This window comes from Rhodospirillum centenum SW (assembly GCF_000016185.1).
In the GTDB taxonomy this organism is placed as follows: domain Bacteria; phylum Pseudomonadota; class Alphaproteobacteria; order Azospirillales; family Azospirillaceae; genus Rhodocista; species Rhodocista centena.
Genome location: NC_011420.2, coordinates 1,341,515 through 1,357,437 on the forward strand (window position 1 = coordinate 1,341,515; position 15,923 = coordinate 1,357,437).

The window sequence follows — 15,923 nt, forward strand, 5'->3', positions numbered from 1 at the left end:
CCCCACCACGGGCCGCCGCAGCGCCCGCAATCGGGCATGGCGTCGCACGGGTCGCGCGGTGATGGTGACGCCGCCGCCCCGGCGGGCATCAACCCCCGCCGCCGGGCGCAGGGGCCGCCGGCTGCCCCGCCCCGCGGCCTCGGGCCTACCACTTCGGGCGGGTCCTTCCGGGGAGGGTGGCGTGGGGGTGGTTCGGACCCCATGACCGCCCTAGACATGATCCCGCACAGGGGGTTCCGCTTCCTATCCGATTGCGATATAAATCCTAGATCGGATGGGATCGCGCCATGGCCACGCAACAGGAAGTCGGCAAGCATCTGGATTTAACGGACAGGTCCATCCGGGAGCTGCTGGACAAGGGCGTGCTCCCGAACGCCCGCCGCGGGGCGCTGGACCTGGACGCCTGCCGGCTCGCCTACATTCGGCACCTGCGCGAAGTCGCCGCCGGCCGCGCCCTGGGACCGGGCGGTGACGATCTGACCGCCGAAAGGGCGCGGCTGGCCCGCGAACAGGCAGACCATTATGCCTTGCGGAACGCGGCCCTGCGACTGGATTTGCTCCCCCGCGCCGACATCACCCGCGCCGTGACCGCGGCCTTTCAGATCGTGCGCGACCGCTTCACCGCCCTGCCGGCGCGGCTGTCCGGCCCGCTGGCCCGACTGACCGATCCGGCCGAGGTGCGCCGCCGGCTGGACGACGCCGTGCAGGCCGTGCTGGTGGAGCTGGCCGAGGAACGGGTGATCGCCACCGCCGAGGACAGGGCCGATGCCGCTTGATCTGCCCGTGTCCCCGCTGGTGGCCGAGGCCGCGTCCGGGTGGTTCGCGGCCCTGCGCCCGCCGCCGCGGCTGTCACTGGCCGAGTGGGCGGAGCAGCACGCCCGGCTCTACGATGGATCGGTGTTCCGGCCCTACCCGTACCAGCGGGACATTCTGGACGCGATGACCGATCCGGCGGTTCACCAGGTCACGGTGATGAAATCGGCCCGCGTCGGGTACACGCAGATGCTGTCCGCAGCGCTGGGCTACTTCATCGCGCAGCGCCCGTCCAAGATCATGGTTGTGCAGCCCACAACCGAGGATGGCGAGGACTATTCCAAGGACACAGTCGACCCGCTGCGGGACTGGCCGGTGCTGGCCGGGCTGCTGTCGGAGGCGGGGGCAAAGCAGAAGGGCGACACGATCAAGCGCAAGGCGTTCCCCGGCGGCTCGTTGAGGATCGCGGGCGCGAACAGCCCCCGCGCCTTCCGCAGGATCGATCTGGACGTGCTGCTGTTCGACGAAGTAGACGGCTATCCGCCCGCCGCCGGGCGGGAAGGCGACCAGATCGCGCTGGGCCTGAAGAGGCTGACACAATCCCTCCGCCCGCTGGCCGTGCTGGGCTCCACGCCGCTGCTGGACGGGGAGTCGAAGATCGCCGCCGCCTTCGCCGCCGGCACGATGGAGCGCTACCATGTGCCGTGCCCCCATTGCGGGGAGTTTCAGGCGCTCCGCTGGGGGGACGGGACCGGCGCCGGGATGCGCTGGTCGGACGGCGATCCCGAAACAGCGCACTATGTCTGTGCCAACGGCTGCCCCATCGACGAGAGTCACAAGCTGGACATGTTGGAGCGCGGCCGGTGGGTGGCCGAGGCGCCGTTCCGGGGGCACCGCTCCTTTCACATCTGGAGCGCCTACTGCCCGTTGCCGGGGGCGGCGTGGCCCAAGCTGGTGGCCGAGTTCCTGGCCGCCCGCAAGGATCGGGAGCGCCTTCAGGTCTTCACGAACACGGTGCTGGGCGAAACCTGGGTTGACCGGGGCGAAGCGCCGGACTGGCAGCGGCTCTATGACCGCCGGGAGGTGTGGGAGCCGGGCACGGTCCCGGCCGGCGGGCTGTTCCTGACGGCGGGTGCCGACGTGCAGCGGGATCGCATCGAGGTGTCGGTGTGGGCCTGGGGCCGCGGCCGGGAAAGTTGGCTCGTGGACCATCGCGTGCTGATGGGGGACCCGTTCGACGCCGCCGTGTGGCGCAACCTGTCCGCCCTGCTGGCGGAGACCTTCCCGCACGCGGCCGGTCCATCCCTGCCGATCACCATGGTGGCAATCGACGCGGGCGACGGCGTGACGATGGAGGCGGTCAAGGTGTGGGTCCGCACCGCCGGCCCCCGCGTCATGGCCGTGAAGGGTTCCTCGCAGGCGCTGGCGCCGATCCTCGGCCAGCCGTCCGCCAGCGACGTGAACCACCGCGGCAAGAAGATCGCCAACGGCGTCAAGCTGTGGCCCGTGGGGAGCGCCGCCGCGAAGTCGGAGTTCTACGGGTGCCTGCGCCTGCCCCGGCCGGGTGACGGGGAGCCGTGTCCTGCGGGTTATGTCCACATTCCCATGCACATAGGCGAGGAAACCTGCAAGCAGTTGGTGGCGGAACACCGCGTCACCCGCGGCGGCAAGGGCCGCGCCCGCGTCACGGCCTGGGAAAAGCTGCGCGACAGGAACGAAGCGCTGGACTGCCGAGTCTATGCCCGCGCCGCCGCCGCCCGCCAAGGGCTGGACCGGCTGGACGATGACGCTTGGTCGGAGCTGGAGAGGACCCTGGGTGTCTGCACCGCGCCGGCCCCGTCTCCCGCACCGTCCCCGCCGGGAGGCCCACCGCCACCGCCCGCCGCCCCGTTTGGCCCGATCCGCTCGCGGTACATTCACGGGCGGAACTGATCCGTTGACGGAAGGATGATAGTCGTAGAACATAGGCGCACTGACCTATGGCCGGGCGCCCATGCTCACCCTGTTTCGACGATACTTCGGTGGAACACAGCGCCGCGCGCTTGAGGCGGGCGGTGCGGGCCTGCGCTGGCCGGCGGGGGCGCGGGTCTCCAACCTGAATACCGACATCCTCGGTGCCGGACGGACGATCCGGGAGAGGGCCGCCTACGCCGCGCGGAACAACGCGACCGCCGCGGCGGCCGTGTCGGCCCTGGTCGCGAACATCGTCGGGCCGGGCATCGTGCCGTCGCCGCAGCACCCGGACCCGGCGGAGCGCGCGCGGCTGGCCGAGATGTTCGCGCGCTGGACGGATCGGGCCGACTTCGACGCCGGCACCGACTTCTACGGGTTGCAGGCGCTGGCCGTGCGGCAGTGGATCGAGACGGGCGAGAGCTTCGCCCACCTCCTGCTGGACGACGATGCCGGGGCGGACGTGCCCCTGCGCCTGCGCCTGCTGCATCCATCCCAGGTCCCGACCGACTGGCCCATGGCGCTGGTCAACAACAGGGTGCGGGGCGGGATCGAGCATGACGAGATGGGCCGCCGGCTGGCCTATCTGGCGTTGCCCTTCCGGCCCGAAGATCCCTTCACGGCCATGGCGAAGGCCGGGTGGTCGCCGGTGCGGCTCCCGGCCGAGGACGTGGTTCACCTGTTCGAGGCCTTGGAGCCGGGACAGGTTCGCGGGCTGTCCTGGTTCGCCCCGGTCCTGTTGGCGCTGTCGGAGTTGGACCAGCTTCAGGATGCGGCGCTGGTCCGGGCGAAGCTCGCCAACCTGATCTGTGCGGCCCTTGTGGACCCCAACGGCGACGCGGGCGGACTGCCCGGCACGGTGTCGAACGGCGTGCTGACCGCTGGGCTTGAGCCCGGGACCATCGTCCCGCTGCGCCCCGGAACCTCGTTGGAGTTCTTCGACCCGCGCGAGTCGCAGCACTACGGCCCGTTCGTGAAGGAGCACCTCCGCGCCATCGCCGCCGGCCTCGGCCTGCCCTACGAGGTGCTCACCGGCGACCTGTCGAGTGTGAACTATTCCAGCATCCGCGCCGGGCTGGTCGAGTTCAGGAAGCGCCTGGAACACTGGCAGCACAACGTCGTGGTCTTCAAGTTCTGCCGCCCCGTGTGGGACCGCTTCATCCGCGCCGCCGTCCTGTCCGGGCGGATCGACGCCCGCGCCTATGCCGGCGACCCGGCCGCCTACCATGATGTCGAGTGGCTGCCGCCGCGGCAGGAATGGGTTGATCCCGCCAAGGACCTTGCGGCCGAGGTCGGCGCCATCGGGGCCGGCCTGATGAGCAAGACGCAGGCGCTGGCCCGGCGCGGCGTGGACATCGCGCGAGTCCGGGCCGAGATCGCCGCCGAGCGTGCGGCCGATGCCGCCGCCGGCCTGATCTTCACAACGTCCACGCCCACCACGGCGCCCGCCGCCCCCAACGCGCCCACCGCCGCGCCCGCTGCCACCGCCGCGCCGGCGCAGGACCCGGAGTCTGAAGATGAGCCTTGATATTCTCACCCGCGCCGCCGGGCGCCCGTCCACCCTCGACCGTGCCGCCCGCACCGTGGAAGCCGTGGCGCTCTCCGGCCCGGCCCCGGCTGTCCGCCCCGGCCCCGCCCCGGACGGCAGCGCCGGACCCTGGGTGGAAGAGTTGGACGCGGCCGGCGCGGACCTGTCGGCCCTGATCGGCGGCCCGGTCCTGAAGGATCATCACAACGTCACCGATGCCGCCGTAGGCACGGTGGCCGGGGCGCGGCGGGAGGGAAGCACGATCATCGCCGGCCTGCGCTTCGACCCGTCGGAGGAAGCGGAGGCGGTGCTCGCCAAGATCGAGGCCGGTTCGATCCGGGGCGTGTCCCTCGGCTACGTGGTGACCACATGGCGCCCGGCCGGCACGCGGAACGGACGGCCGGTCTTCGTCGCCGCCGCCTGGAAACCCGTCGAGATTTCGTTGACCCCGCTCCCGGTGGATTCGGGAGCCCTGATCAGGAGTACATCCGCCATGACCGCCACCACCGAGAGCACCACCGATCCGGTGGTGAGCACCCGGACCGAGACGAACCGGACCATCCGCAGCATCGCCACCGCCGCCGGCCTGCCCGCCGGCTGGGCCGACGAGCTGATCGACCGCGACGCCGACGCCGACGAGGCCCGCCGGCTGGCCTTCGAGGCGATGGCGAAGCGCGCCCGGCCGGTGGACAATCGCGCGCCGGCCGGCAGCGTGACCGTGGGCACGTCCTACGAAGATCCCACGGTGATCCGCCGCGCCATGGCCGATGCCCTGGCCCACCGGCTCGCGCCCGCCCACGTCAAGCTGGAGGGTCAGGCCGTCCAGTATCGCGGCCACGGCCCGATGGCGCTGCTGGGCCAGCTTCTGGCGGCCCGCGGCGAGCGGGTGAACCCCTGGGACCGGGATGCGCTCCTGACCCGCGCCATCGGTGCCCATGGCACCTCCGACTTCCCCGCCCTGCTGGCCGACGCCGCGAACAAGGCGCTGGAGGCGCAGTACGAGGCCGCGGCCCCGACCTATCGCATGATTGCCGCGCCGCGGTCGTTCAACGACTTCAAGCCGCACAAGTTTCTCCGGGTGGGCGACTTCCCGACGTTCAGGAACTTGGCGGAAGGCGCCGAGGTCCAGTACGGCTCCATCTCCGAGAACCGCGAGACGGTGACGCCCGGCGAGTTCGCGACGGGCATCGCCATCGGGCGCCGGGCGCTGGTCAACGACGACCTGGGTGCGCTGGCCGACTTCTCGTCGCTGATCGCGATCCGCGCCGCGCAGTTCGAGAACGCCACCGTCTACGGGCTGCTGGCCGGCGACGGGCCGGTCCTGAGCGACGGCAAGGCGCTGTTCCACGCGGACCATGGCAACAAGGCCGCCAGCGGCTCCGCCATCGCGGACGGGATCGACGCCGCCGTGCAGGCCCTGCGCGCCATGACCGGGCTGGACGGCGCCAAGCTGAATCTGCGGCCGCGCTACCTGGTTGTCGGTCCCGCGCGGGAGGCCGCGGCCCGGCGCATCCTGGCGCAGATCAATCCGACCAAGGCGGGCGACGTGAACCCCTGGGCCGCGCAGTTCGAGCTTGTGGTGGATGCCGAGATCACGGGGAACCGCTGGTTCCTGGTGGCGGAACCGGCGCAGGCCCCGACGCTGGTCTACGGCTACGTCAACGGCGCCGCCGGGCCGCAGATTCTCACCGAAACCGACTTCGACACGCAGGCCGTGAAGGTCCGTGCCGGGCTGGACTTCGCCGCCGGGGTGATCGACTTCCGCGGCGTCTACAGCAACGCCGGAGCCTGACCGTGGCGACGCTGGACGAGCTGATGGGGTGGCGGGACGCGCTTCAGCGCGCCCGCTACTCCGGCGTCCGCTCCGTCGAGTTCAATACCGGGGGCGGTGGCGGCCGGAGCGTCACCTACCGGAGCGACGCCGAGCTGCGCGCGGCGCTGGCCGAAGTGGAACGCCAGATCGCCGCGGCGACCGGTGCCGGCCCCGTCACCATGATCCGAACCACATCCTGCAAGGGAACCTGACCCATGAAGACGTTCGTTCAATCCGGCGATCTGGTCGAGGTGACTGCTCCGGCCGGCGGTGTCGCCAGCGGTGCCGGCGTGCTGGTGGGCGCCCTGTTCGGTGTCGCTGCCGAGACCGCCCCCGCCGGTGCAGCCGTCGTGCTCGCGACGCGGGGCGTGTTCGATCTGCCCAAGGCCACCGCTGCCGTCTTCACGGCCGGCGGCCCCGTCTCCTGGGATGCGGTCAACGCCCGCTGCGCCGCGCCGGGCACGGGCCTCTATCCCGTCGGCGTCGCGGTCACCCCCGCCGGCAACGGCGCCGGCACGGTGCGGGTGCGGCTCGACGGCGTGGCGACGGCGGCGGCGTAGAGAGAGATTGCCCCCGGCTGCGGCCGGATGCTGGACCAGGACCAGGGGGCCGGGTGCCCCCGACGAAGCGGCGGGGCCGTCGCAGGAGGGGGAGGCGGGTGCGTGTCCACGGCTTCGGTCGCGGCCGGGTCCGCTTCCCCCGACGGCCGTTCAGGCACCGCCCGCCGCGCATGTGGCCCTGGGATCGCGGCTCCCACGACTACCTGTCCGCGGCGCTGATGCTGGCCCGCTGTGCCGCGGATGGCGACCCCGACCGTTTCGGGCGGTCGCTGGCGGTGGCGGACTACCCGCCCACCCTGGTGCCCCGGCCCGACGGCTTCGGGCGCGTCCCGGTTTCCCTCACCGGATGAGGCGGACGGCGCGGCGCTGACCCCGGAAATCTGGAGGCCGGGCCGCGACCCGTGGCTGGGCCGCACCGTCGTGGTGAACCCGCTCCTGGTCGCACGCCCGCGCTGGATCGCCGCGGCCATGCCGATGACCGCCGGGTTGCCCGACGACATCGCTGGGCGGATCGGGATCTTCAGGGCTGTCGTGGCGGTGGTCAGATGGGGTGGTGGGTAACCGTGATCGAGATGGTCACGGATGGTGGGGGTTGCTCGGGGCGTAGCTCCGCCTTCCGAGGGCGAAGCTACGTTCGTCACGGACGGAGCCGGGCAGACGAGACGTAGCCGTGAGATGCGACCTTGCTACAGGCGGCCGGGGTCACGCTGTCGGCCTTTATCGCTGCTCTCTGTGACGCTGGATCACCGCACCCTCTCACGGCAAGGCGGGGTCCATCCGGGGCGGGTTGTTCCGGAGCCCGGTCCTGATCCGCCGCAAGCCAACCACCAGGATGACCGACCGACGGACCTTGAGCGTCTGCCCGGCTCCGACAGAGGAAACCCTGCTCCTGCTGCGGATGTTTGCCGACCCGTTCTGCCGGGCCTATTGGGCTATGTCGCATATCGATATACTGCACCACGGCCGATGGTCAAGATGGTGTGAGAACGAGACAAGAACCCTACAAGATGCCGGGGGTGAAGACCTGAAAGCAGCAACCCCGCCGGGCGTGTGATCGCCACGGCCCGCCTGTGGGAGATCGCGGAGAACCTGCACCGCGCCGAACTGACGGTGCAGGAGCGGGCAGAGCATATCGCGGAGTGGGTCAGGCTGACGGCTGATAAGGGGGCGCAAGTTGCGCCCCCTGGCGGCAGGCAACCTCACGACAAGGGCATCAAGGCGGCCGTCCGCGAACTCGGCATTGATCGCACCGAAGCACAGCGCGCCGTCAAGATCGCCGCCATCTCCGACGAAGCGAAGCAGGCCGCACGGGACGCGGCCGTCACTTCCTGAACATCTCGGGCCGATCCAGGCCGAACCGCTGCTTCCCGTCCTTCGGAGCACGCCACGGATCGCCGTATTCCCGCCGGCCGGGCGCCGCGTCTCCATCCTGGGTGACCCGCAGCACGATCCGCGCCCGGCGCCGGGCGGCCCGGTTCTCCGCCGCCTTGAACGGCTTGTCGCTGGGGGCGGTCGTGCTCCCGCAGAACGGATTGCGGCGCCGTGATCTGGACATCGGGTTCCCCGTCTCCTGCGCGGCGCCTATGGCTTCTTCAGCCGCACGCCCGGCCCGCCGCCGTTCTCGGGGATGAGCTCGACGCCGGCCGATTCCAGGGCGGTGCGGATCGCGGCGATGGTGGACGGCTTCAACTCGTCCCCGCGTTCGAACCTCGAAATCGTCTGAGTGGACACCTTAGCCGCGACCGCCAAGTCTCGGACGCCGAGGTTCAGGGCAACGCGCGCCATGCGGCACTGGACAGGAAGCACGGTCACAACCCTGTTGTGATTTCTCTTGACGGGGAAATGTTAACAGTGTTGTGATTGCCGGGCAAGAGAAACGACCGGACAGGGTGCTGCAACACCCGGCCCGGCCTCACCACAACCCGAGCTGATAGGAGCTGCGGACCATGGCTGGTTCTCAGAATGCCACGACTTTGCCCGGCGCCACGACGAATCACGTTTCCGACAGCCACGAGGGGATCCTTGTGCTCCATGGGATCGCGTGCACGCTGACGGCGCTCGCCATCGCCACGGAGACAGGATACTCGGTGAATTACCACTCCCTGTACAACCTCGGCACTCAGATCGACGCGGTTATTGCATCTCTGACGGCGGAGGGCTGACCATGGCGAGCAGACCGAAGTTCCCCTTGGATGAAGAGCTGAACGAACTGGCCAACCGCGCCGTCAAGGAGCTTCCCAAGAGCATGCTGCGGGCGTTGCTCCTTTACATCGAAATCCTTGCCGCTCCTGACGGAGCGGCCGCGGCCGTCATCGCGGAGAAGGCTGTCGCGAAGGTGAGGGGCCGCCATGGCTGACGAGACGCCCCCGAACCCGCCCCGCCGGCCGATGTCGCCCGAAGAGGCAGAAGCAGTCGTCCAATCCGTCGCCACTGAACTGGTCAGGATCATCGCCCGGCAGGTCGCCCGCGAGCACCATGAAGCCGCGGTCAAGGCAAGGATGCGGGGCGGGGAATGACGACACGCCGGGCGATCCGCACCCCCGCGGACTGACCCGCCCATCCCTTAAGCCCCGCCCGGTCCGCCGCGGCGGGGCTTTCTACGTCTGCATGACCGCCGGGCGGAGCGGGGGGCGGGCTCGCTGCCGGATCAAACATGGGCCGCCAGTCCTGCCAGTCCTGCCCAAGATAGCGCCCGGTGGTCTCCATGCCGTTCCGGCCCGTCCAGTGGCCTCGGGATATGGTGAAGCGCGCTCCCTGCGCCTCCCCCTGATTCGCGCATCCTGGGCCGCACAGCGCGGGTGTCAGGCCATCGCCCTACGCCCGACGGATCGCCCCGCCCCTTCCTGATTGCTCCGATGCCTGCCCGTCTCGCGGCTGCCCGGCACGGGCGCTTCCTGCGCCCGCCGCCTCCACCGCCACCCGTTCGGCAGGGCATCGAGTGTGGAAGGGAACATGCGGGGTGCGGACATCTGAACGCACATGCGGAACGACCCTCCGTCCACATGCGTCTACCGCAATCCAGCCATGTATATTGGGGAAAAGTTGGGGAAGCCGGAGCTTGGAAACCGCTAACCCCTTGAAAACCTTGGCGTCCCCAACGGGATTCGAACCCGTGTTACCAACGTGAAAGGCTGGTGTCCTAGGCCTCTAGACGATGGGGACGCTGTGAGGCGGGGCAGACTGTTAGCGGCCGGCCGGGGAGAAATCAAGCCTATTCGTCGTACCCCGGCGCAGGGCCGGAATTCGCCCGCGCGCGGGTCAGGCGGAAGCGCCCGCGGGGGCCGCGTCGTCAATGAAGAGCTGCACGCCCTCCTGCCCGTTCCAGCGGTCCGCCCGCAGGGTTCCGGCCAGATGCAGGGGCATCCCGCCCGAGCGCAGCAGCGCCTCCCCCAACGCCCCGTCGAGCGCGCGGAAGGCGATTCCCTTCAGCCTCGCCCCGTCCGGCCCGGTGAGGATGCAGCGCACATGATTCGCCCCGACCACATCGGCGCGGACGATGCGGGCGTCGGTAACGGCGAAGCGCGGCTCCGGATTGCCGGTGCCGTAGGGGGCCAGCCGCTCCAGATGCTGCAACAGGTCGGTGCCGGCGCCGCGCACGGCGATGGCACCGTCCAGGCTGAGCGTCGGCACCAGCGGCCCGGCCTCCGCAAGCTGGGCGCCGATACGCTCGCGCAGGAAGGCCCGCAGATCGTCCAACCGCGCCGCCTCCACCGTGAAGCCGGCCGCCATGGCGTGGCCGCCGCCGGCCAGCAGCAGCCCCGCCTGCCGCGCCGCGATCACCGCGGCGCCGAGGTCCACGCCGCGCACCGACCGGCCCGACGCCTTGCCGAGTCCCCCTTCCAGCGCCACCACGCAGGCCGGACGGTTGAACCGTTCCTTGAGACGGGAGGCGACGATGCCGATGACGCCGGGATGCCAGCCCTCCCCCGCCGCCAGCACCAGCTCGGGCGAGTCGCCAGCGACCCCCTCGACCAGCGCCAGCGCCTCCTCCAGCACGACCGCCTCCAGCTCACGCCGCTCGGCATTCAGGTCGTGGAGCTGGCGGGCCAGCTCAAGCGCCTCCGCCGGATCGTCGGTGGAGAGGATGCGGCTGCCCAGGTCCGACCGCCCCACCCGGCCGCCGGCATTCACCCGCGGCCCGACGATGAAGCCGGCGTGATAGGTGTCAAAGCGGTCGGTGACGCCGGCCACGTCGGCCAGGGCGCGGATGCCGGGATTAGCGCGGCGGCCGGCGACCTTCAGCCCCTGGGCCACGAACACGCGGTTCAGCCCGGTCAGGGGCACCACGTCGCAGACGGTGCCCAGCGCCACCAGGTCCAGCCAGTCGAGCAGCGCCGGCTCCGCCCGGCCGCTGTAGAAGCCGTCGCGGCGCAGGGCGCGGTTCACCGCCACGACCAGCAGGAAGGTGACGCCGACGGCGGCCAGCGTGCCCAGCGGGCCTCCCGGCGGCTCGTCCAGCCGGTTCGGGTTGACCAGCGCCACCGTCCGCGGCAGCCGCGGTTCGGCCTTGTGATGGTCCACCACGACGACATCGAGCCCGGCCTCGGCCGCGCCGTCCAGCACGTCGAAGGCGGTGGTGCCGCAGTCCACGGTGACGACCAGCCGCACGCCCTGGTCGCGCAGGCGCAGCAGGGCCGGCAGGTTGGGGCCGTAGCCCTCGGCGATGCGGTCGGGGATGTGGATGCGCGGCTCCACCCCCAGGGCGCGGAGGAAGCGCGCCAGCAGGGCCGAGGAGGTAGCGCCGTCCACGTCGTAGTCACCGAACACGGCGATGCCCTCGCCCGTGCGGACGGCATGGGCGATGCGGCCGGCGGCGGCGTCCATGTCGCGCAGGACGCTGGGATCGGGAAGCTGCGTGCGCAGCGAGGGGGCGAGGAAATCGTCCACGGCGTCCAGGGTGACGCCACGGGCAGCGAGCAGGCGGCCGACGATCTCCGGCAGGCCGCGGCTCTGGGCGAAGGTCAGGGCCAGCCGCTCATCCACCGGCCGGGCGCGCCAGCGCCGACCCGTGACGGAGCTGTGGACACCCAGGAAGGCGGACTCGGGAACGCTGGCTGTCGGCATGGACCGGCCCCCGCCGCCCCGGACAGGCCGGGACGGCGGCTTTCTTCAGACGCGGACGGGAACAGAAGGCTCAGGACTTCGGTTCGGGGATCATGCTCGTCTTGGTGCGGAAATTATGGTGCGCCTCGACATAGCGCACGGTCCCGCTCTTCGACCGCATGACCACGGAATGCGTGACCGCCCCGCCCGGGAACCGGCGCACGCCGCGCAGCATGGCGCCGGTGGTGACGCCGGTGGCGGCGAACATCACGTCGCCCGAAGCGAGGTCGTGCAGGGCGTACTTGCGGCTGAGGTCGGTGATGCCCCAGCGGCGGGCGCGCTCGCGCTCGTCTTCATTGCGGAACAGCAGCCGGCCCTGGAACTGACCGCCGATGCAGCGCAGGGCCGCGGCCGCCAGCACGCCCTCCGGCGCGCCACCGGAACCCATGTAGATGTCAATGCCGGACTGCGGCTGGCTGGTGGCGATGACGCCGGAGACGTCGCCGTCGCCGATCAGCATGATGCGCGCCCCGGCCTCGCGCGCCCGCGCGATCAGCTCGGCATGACGCGGCCGGTCCAGGATGCAGACGACCAGCTCGGACACGTCCGCGCCCTTGGCCTTGGCCAGATTGCGCAGGTTGGTCTCGACCTTCTCGTCCAGGTCCACCACGCCCTCGGGCAGGCCACCGCCGACGGCGATCTTGTCCATGTAGACGTCGGGGGCGTTCAGGAAGCCGCCGGCCTCCGCCATGGCGATGACGGCCAGCGCGTTCGGGCCGCCCTTGGCGCAGATGGTCGTGCCTTCCAGCGGGTCCAGGGCGATGTCGATCTTCGGCCCCGTGCCGGTGCCGACCTTCTCGCCGATGTAGAGCATCGGCGCCTCGTCGCGCTCACCCTCGCCGATCACGACGCAGCCGTCGATGGACAGGCTGTTCAGGGCCTGGCGCATGGCATCGACGGCGGCCTGGTCGGCCGCCTTCTCGTCACCGCGCCCCATCAGCAGCGAGGCGGACAGCGCCGCCGCCTCGGTCACGCGCACGACCTCGAGCGCGAGGTTGCGGTCCATGACCAGCGAGATGTCGCCGCGAACGCTCACCGGGACGGCGTCAACGCCGCTCTTTCTCGTGTCCATAATGTCCCCCTTGGGAGTCAGGTATTCATCGGTCACGCCAGGGTCGGCGTGGTCAGAAATCCTCGATACGGATCAGCCGCGGCGGCTCCAGCACCGTGTCCAGCGCGCCGATCTGGGCCAGCGCCCGCTGCATGGCGGCCTCGTCCGTCTCATGCGTCGTCAGCACCACGGGCACCGCCTCGCCGGGCGCGCGGCCGCGTTGCAGGAACGCCTCCATGGAGACGTTGTGATCGCGCAGCAGCGCCGCCACGTCGGCGATGACGCCGGGCCGGTCCACCACCATCAGCCGCAGATAGTAGCGGCCGCGCCGGCTGTCGATCGGAGACGCCGGCAGCGGTACCAGCCGTTCCGCCGGAACGCCGAAGGTCGGGGTGCGGCGCCCCTGGGCGATGTCCAGCAGGTCCGCCACCACGGCCGAAGCGGTGGGGCCGGCGCCGGCACCGCGGCCGACCAGCACGACCTTGTCCACGAAGTCGCCGTCCGCCACCACCGCGTTGAAGACGCCGTCCGTGGCACCGATGGGCGAGCCGACGGGCACCATGCAGGGATGCACCCGCTGTTCGATCCCCCGCTCCGTCCGCCGGCCGATGGCGAGCAGGCGGATGCGGTAGCCCAGCTCGTCCGCGTACTGGATGTCGAGCGAGGAGATGTGCCGGATGCCCTCGACATGCACGGCATCGAAATCGACCTGGCAGCCGAAGGCGACGGCGGTGAGGATGGCGAGCTTGTGTGCCGCATCCACGCCGTCGATGTCGAAGCCCGGATCGGCCTCGGCGTAGCCAAGCCGCTGCGCATCCGCCAGCACGTCCGCGAAGTCGCGGCCGGTGGTGCGCATCTCCGTCAGGATGTAGTTGCAGGTGCCGTTCAGGATGCCGTGGACCTCACGCACCCGGTTGGCCGCCAGCCCCTCGCGCAGGCCCTTGATGACCGGAATGCCGCCGGCCACCGCCGCCTCGTAGGCGAGCGTCAGGCCGCGGGATTCGGCGGCGAGCGCCAGGGCCGTGCCATGCCGGGCCAGCAGCGCCTTGTTCGCCGTGACGACATGCCGCCCGTTGGCCAGCGCCGTCTCCACCAGGGCCTTGGCGACCCCGTCGGAACCGCCGATCAGTTCGCAGACGACATCGACCTCGGGATCGTGGGCCAGCGCCGCGGCATCGTCGTACCAGCGCAGCCCCGACAGATCGGCACCGCGGTCCTTGCCGCGGGAGCGGGCGCTGACGGCGGTGACGACCACCGGCCGGCCGCAGCGCGTCTCCAGCAGGTCGGCATTGCGCCGGAGGATCTGAAGGACGCCGCCGCCGACCGTGCCCAGGCCCGCAATACCGATCTTCAAGGGTTTCGCCATGCCATCCGTCCTCACGAGGTCCTGTCCGCTTTCACCGGGCCGTTCTGCCGGCGCGCCCGCTCAAGGAACAGGCGGATGTTGCGGCAGGCCTGCCGGATGCGCTGGGTGTTCTCGACCAGCCCGAAGCGCACATGCCCGTCGCCGTATTCACCGAAGCCGATGCCCGGGGACACGGCCACCTGCGCTTCCTGGAGCAGCAGCTTGGCGAATTCCAGCGAGCCCAGCTCACGGAACGGCTCGGGGATCTCGGCCCAGACGAACATGCTGGCGTTCGGCGACGGGACCTTCCAGCCCGCCTGGGCCAGCCCCTCGATCAGCACGTCGCGGCGCTGGCGGTACATCTCGCGGATTTCGGCCACACAGTCCTGCGGCCCGTTCAGCGCCGCGGTGGCCGCGACCTGGATCGGGGTGAAGGCGCCGTAATCCACGTATGATTTGAACTTGGCCAGGGCGCCGATCAGCTTCTTCGAGCCCACGCCGAAACCGACACGCCAGCCCGGCATGTTGTAGGTCTTGGACAGGCTGTTGAATTCGACCGTGATCGGCCGCGCCTCCGGGATCTGGAGAACCGACGGCGGCGGATTGCCGTTGAAATAGATCTCCGCATAGGCGATGTCGGACAGGATGTAGATGCCGTGCTTGAGGCACAGGTCCACGATCGGGCGGTAGAAGTCCAGCGTGACGGTCTGGCCCGTGGGGTTGGCCGGGAAGCTGACGATCAGGGCCGTCGGCTTCGGCACGCTGTGCCGGATCGCCCGTTCCAGGGCGGGAACGAAACCGTCCAGCCCGTCGCCCACCGGGATGTGGCGCAGGGCGGCGCCGGCCAGCATGAAGCCGAAGGGATGGATCGGGTAGCTGGGGTTCGGCACCAGGATGACGTCGCCCGGGCTGGTGATGGCCTGGGCGAGATTGGCCAAGCCCTCCTTCGACCCGATGGTGACGATCGCCTCCGTCTCCGGGTCGATGTCCACGTCGAAGCGGCGCTTGTAGTAGGCGCTGATCGCCTTGCGCAGGCCGGGGATGCCGCGGCTCTGGCTGTAGCGATGGGTCTTGGGGTTCTGCACCGCCTCCACCAGCTTCGCCACGATGTGCGGCGGCGTCGGCTGGTCGGGGTTGCCCATCCCCAGATCGATGATGTCCTCACCGGCGGCCCGGGCCCGTGCCTTCATGGCGTTCACTTCGGCGAACACGTAGGGCGGCAATCGCTTGATGCGGTGGAACTCGGCGTCGCTCATGGGATCGAGGCTGTCGCGGGTGGGAAGGACGCATATGTACCCCTGCGCCCCCGCCGAAGCGACAGGATTCTGGGCGCGGTCGGGCGGGGCTAGCGGTCGATGGGCTGCGGCACGGGCGGCGGCCCCTCGGGAACGGGCGGCGTCGCGGCAGTCCCCGCGCTGGACGCAGCCCCGCCCCCCACCGGACGCGCCCGGAGATCCGCCGCGGTGGCATCCCCGGAGTCGCGGTCAGCCTGCAGCCGGTCGAGCAGCGCCTGACGGTCGCCGGGGGTGGAGAACTCGGTCGGACGCGCCGGCACGCTGGCAAGGTTGGGGTAGCCCGTCACGGTCGGATCGGCACGCCGGACCGGGCGCTGGCCCGTGAGCACGGCCTGCGGATCGCTGCCCGCGGCAGCGGCATCCCGCGCGGGCGCTGGCCCGTCGGCGAAGACGATGCGGGGCAGGCGCACGTCGGCACAGCCGCCGAGCAACGCCAGCAGGGGAAGGGCCGCGAGAGCCCGGAAGCGGTTGAGCATGAAGGGGCCGGTGTAACGCATGGCCGGATCGTGTATTAAATCCCCCGGG

Annotated in this window: 18 protein-coding genes and 1 tRNA gene; 11 read left to right on the forward strand and 8 right to left on the reverse strand. The window is 70.9% G+C overall.

Annotated elements, in window-relative coordinates; translation table 11 throughout:
* The first annotated feature begins 287 nt into the window (after nucleotides 1–287).
* The 8 genes from RC1_RS06155 (at nucleotide 288) to RC1_RS06190 (ending at nucleotide 7,936) form a co-directional block, all read left to right on the forward strand.
* Nucleotides 288–776: a hypothetical protein gene (locus tag RC1_RS06155; RefSeq protein ID WP_012566481.1), complete on the forward strand. Its 489-nt coding sequence runs from the start codon at nucleotides 288–290 to the stop codon at nucleotides 774–776.
* Nucleotides 766–2,685: a phage terminase large subunit family protein gene (locus tag RC1_RS06160; protein ID WP_012566482.1), complete on the forward strand. Its 1,920-nt coding sequence runs from the start codon at nucleotides 766–768 to the stop codon at nucleotides 2,683–2,685. Before RC1_RS06155 ends, RC1_RS06160 begins: the two co-directional genes overlap by 11 nt.
* Before the next feature lie 61 nt (nucleotides 2,686–2,746).
* Nucleotides 2,747–4,231 (forward strand): phage portal protein, encoded by a 1,485-nt coding sequence (locus tag RC1_RS06165; RefSeq protein WP_012566483.1) that lies wholly within the window; start codon nucleotides 2,747–2,749, stop codon nucleotides 4,229–4,231.
* Nucleotides 4,221–6,023 carry a prohead protease/major capsid protein fusion protein gene (locus tag RC1_RS06170; protein WP_012566484.1) on the forward strand — a complete coding sequence of 601 codons (1,803 nt, stop codon included), beginning with the start codon at nucleotides 4,221–4,223 and terminating at the stop codon, nucleotides 6,021–6,023. The genes RC1_RS06165 and RC1_RS06170 overlap by 11 nt, the downstream gene beginning before the upstream one ends.
* Before the next feature lie 2 nt (nucleotides 6,024–6,025).
* Nucleotides 6,026–6,256, forward strand: a complete 231-nt coding sequence (locus tag RC1_RS06175; protein WP_012566485.1) for a phage head-tail joining protein — start codon at nucleotides 6,026–6,028, stop codon at nucleotides 6,254–6,256.
* 3 nt (nucleotides 6,257–6,259) lie between these two features.
* Entirely contained in the window at nucleotides 6,260–6,604 is a 345-nt protein-coding gene (locus RC1_RS06180) for a DUF2190 family protein (protein WP_012566486.1), read from the forward strand.
* A 170-nt stretch (nucleotides 6,605–6,774) separates the two neighbouring features.
* Complete coding sequence (locus tag RC1_RS06185) at nucleotides 6,775–6,954, forward strand: hypothetical protein (RefSeq protein ID WP_041785169.1); 180 nt, start codon at nucleotides 6,775–6,777, stop codon at nucleotides 6,952–6,954.
* 700 nt (nucleotides 6,955–7,654) lie between these two features.
* The gene (locus RC1_RS06190; protein ID WP_012566489.1) at nucleotides 7,655–7,936 is read left to right on the forward strand and encodes a hypothetical protein; all 282 of its coding nucleotides are present in this window, start codon (nucleotides 7,655–7,657) and stop codon (nucleotides 7,934–7,936) included.
* Here RC1_RS06190 and RC1_RS06195 read toward each other — a convergent pair.
* Both RC1_RS06195 and RC1_RS06200 read right to left on the reverse strand, forming a co-directional pair.
* Complete coding sequence (locus RC1_RS06195; RefSeq protein ID WP_012566490.1) at nucleotides 7,926–8,159, reverse strand: hypothetical protein; 234 nt, start codon at nucleotides 8,157–8,159, stop codon at nucleotides 7,926–7,928. The two genes, RC1_RS06190 and RC1_RS06195, sit on opposite strands and share 11 nt — an antisense overlap.
* Before the next feature lie 26 nt (nucleotides 8,160–8,185).
* The gene (locus RC1_RS06200; RefSeq protein ID WP_041786107.1) at nucleotides 8,186–8,389 is read right to left on the reverse strand and encodes a helix-turn-helix domain-containing protein; all 204 of its coding nucleotides are present in this window, start codon (nucleotides 8,387–8,389) and stop codon (nucleotides 8,186–8,188) included.
* Nucleotides 8,390–8,550: 161 nt separating this feature from the next.
* Here RC1_RS06200 and RC1_RS06205 point away from each other — a divergent pair, with 161 nt between their 5' ends.
* The 3 genes from RC1_RS06205 to RC1_RS21710 are packed head-to-tail and all read left to right on the forward strand — an operon-like array spanning nucleotide 8,551 to nucleotide 9,120.
* Nucleotides 8,551–8,766, forward strand: coding sequence for a hypothetical protein (locus RC1_RS06205; protein WP_041785172.1), 216 nt, complete (start codon nucleotides 8,551–8,553; stop codon nucleotides 8,764–8,766).
* Between the two features lie 2 nt (nucleotides 8,767–8,768).
* The gene (locus tag RC1_RS06210) at nucleotides 8,769–8,960 is read left to right on the forward strand and encodes a hypothetical protein (protein ID WP_012566493.1); all 192 of its coding nucleotides are present in this window, start codon (nucleotides 8,769–8,771) and stop codon (nucleotides 8,958–8,960) included.
* Entirely contained in the window at nucleotides 8,953–9,120 is a 168-nt protein-coding gene (locus RC1_RS21710; protein WP_012566494.1) for a hypothetical protein, read from the forward strand. The genes RC1_RS06210 and RC1_RS21710 overlap by 8 nt, the downstream gene beginning before the upstream one ends.
* A 570-nt stretch (nucleotides 9,121–9,690) precedes the next feature.
* Here RC1_RS21710 and RC1_RS06215 read toward each other — a convergent pair.
* The 6 genes from RC1_RS06215 to RC1_RS06240 form a co-directional block, all read right to left on the reverse strand.
* A tRNA-Glu gene (locus RC1_RS06215) sits at nucleotides 9,691–9,766 on the reverse strand.
* A gap of 96 nt (nucleotides 9,767–9,862) precedes the next feature.
* Complete coding sequence (recJ, locus tag RC1_RS06220; RefSeq protein ID WP_012566495.1) at nucleotides 9,863–11,668, reverse strand: single-stranded-DNA-specific exonuclease RecJ; 1,806 nt, start codon at nucleotides 11,666–11,668, stop codon at nucleotides 9,863–9,865.
* A 70-nt stretch (nucleotides 11,669–11,738) separates the two neighbouring features.
* The gene (gene glpX / locus RC1_RS06225) at nucleotides 11,739–12,713 is read right to left on the reverse strand and encodes a class II fructose-bisphosphatase (protein ID WP_041786108.1); all 975 of its coding nucleotides are present in this window, start codon (nucleotides 12,711–12,713) and stop codon (nucleotides 11,739–11,741) included.
* 118 nt (nucleotides 12,714–12,831) lie between these two features.
* On the reverse strand, nucleotides 12,832–14,124 hold the full coding sequence (locus RC1_RS06230; protein WP_012566497.1) for a homoserine dehydrogenase: 1,293 nt from the start codon (nucleotides 14,122–14,124) through the stop codon (nucleotides 12,832–12,834).
* An 11-nt stretch (nucleotides 14,125–14,135) separates the two neighbouring features.
* Nucleotides 14,136–15,359 carry an LL-diaminopimelate aminotransferase gene (locus RC1_RS06235; protein ID WP_012566498.1) on the reverse strand — a complete coding sequence of 408 codons (1,224 nt, stop codon included), beginning with the start codon at nucleotides 15,357–15,359 and terminating at the stop codon, nucleotides 14,136–14,138.
* Nucleotides 15,360–15,448: 89 nt separating this feature from the next.
* Nucleotides 15,449–15,895 (reverse strand): hypothetical protein, encoded by a 447-nt coding sequence (locus RC1_RS06240; RefSeq protein ID WP_012566499.1) that lies wholly within the window; start codon nucleotides 15,893–15,895, stop codon nucleotides 15,449–15,451.
* Nucleotides 15,896–15,923: the final 28 nt, after the last annotated feature.

Coding starts and splice junctions, on each gene's coding strand:
- glpX (WP_041786108.1), bottom strand. CDS start 12,713: ATGGACCGCAACCTCGCGCTCGAGGTCGTGCGCGTGACCGAGGCGGCG.
- RC1_RS06195 (WP_012566490.1), bottom strand. CDS start 8,159: ATGTCCAGATCACGGCGCCGCAATCCGTTCTGCGGGAGCACGACCGCC.
- recJ (WP_012566495.1), bottom strand. CDS start 11,668: ATGCCGACAGCCAGCGTTCCCGAGTCCGCCTTCCTGGGTGTCCACAGC.
- RC1_RS06180 (WP_012566486.1), top strand. CDS start 6,260: ATGAAGACGTTCGTTCAATCCGGCGATCTGGTCGAGGTGACTGCTCCG.
- RC1_RS06165 (WP_012566483.1), top strand. CDS start 2,747: ATGCTCACCCTGTTTCGACGATACTTCGGTGGAACACAGCGCCGCGCG.
- RC1_RS06160 (WP_012566482.1), top strand. CDS start 766: ATGCCGCTTGATCTGCCCGTGTCCCCGCTGGTGGCCGAGGCCGCGTCC.
- RC1_RS06210 (WP_012566493.1), top strand. CDS start 8,769: ATGGCGAGCAGACCGAAGTTCCCCTTGGATGAAGAGCTGAACGAACTG.
- RC1_RS06170 (WP_012566484.1), top strand. CDS start 4,221: ATGAGCCTTGATATTCTCACCCGCGCCGCCGGGCGCCCGTCCACCCTC.
- RC1_RS21710 (WP_012566494.1), top strand. CDS start 8,953: ATGGCTGACGAGACGCCCCCGAACCCGCCCCGCCGGCCGATGTCGCCC.
- RC1_RS06235 (WP_012566498.1), bottom strand. CDS start 15,359: ATGAGCGACGCCGAGTTCCACCGCATCAAGCGATTGCCGCCCTACGTG.
- RC1_RS06155 (WP_012566481.1), top strand. CDS start 288: ATGGCCACGCAACAGGAAGTCGGCAAGCATCTGGATTTAACGGACAGG.
- RC1_RS06230 (WP_012566497.1), bottom strand. CDS start 14,124: ATGGCGAAACCCTTGAAGATCGGTATTGCGGGCCTGGGCACGGTCGGC.
- RC1_RS06200 (WP_041786107.1), bottom strand. CDS start 8,389: ATGGCGCGCGTTGCCCTGAACCTCGGCGTCCGAGACTTGGCGGTCGCG.
- RC1_RS06185 (WP_041785169.1), top strand. CDS start 6,775: ATGTGGCCCTGGGATCGCGGCTCCCACGACTACCTGTCCGCGGCGCTG.
- RC1_RS06240 (WP_012566499.1), bottom strand. CDS start 15,895: ATGCGTTACACCGGCCCCTTCATGCTCAACCGCTTCCGGGCTCTCGCG.
- RC1_RS06205 (WP_041785172.1), top strand. CDS start 8,551: ATGGCTGGTTCTCAGAATGCCACGACTTTGCCCGGCGCCACGACGAAT.